Consider the following 301-nt stretch of genomic DNA (forward strand, 5'->3'; position numbering starts at 1 on the left):
AACGAGTCAAGCAGAATGTGTTCTGCGCAACTAAATCAGGACACTTTTCTTAAAGAGTTTTCGTACTCGATTGGCGACATATCTTCGTTAGAAGTATGGAGCCGCTCTAAGTTGTAATAACGCATGTAGTCAGCCACATCATTTTTCATATGCTCTCTCGTTGGCGGGGGCACTTTCAAAACCCAGTCATGCTTTAAGCTTCCAAAGAACCGCACCACAACAGAGTTATCCCAGCAAGCACCTACATCCCCCATGCTAGCTCTGATGCCATAATTACTCAGCAGTGTGCGATAACGCTTGC

Annotated in this window: 1 protein-coding gene; it reads right to left on the bottom strand. The window is 45.5% G+C overall.

Annotated features, from left to right (window positions below; all coding sequences use genetic code 11):
* Nucleotides 1–35: 35 nt before the first annotated feature.
* On the bottom strand, nucleotides 36–301 hold a 266-nt coding region (locus A3757_RS06635), incomplete at its 5' end, for an IS3 family transposase (RefSeq protein ID WP_156506236.1).

Source organism: Oleiphilus sp. HI0117, from assembly GCF_001635235.1.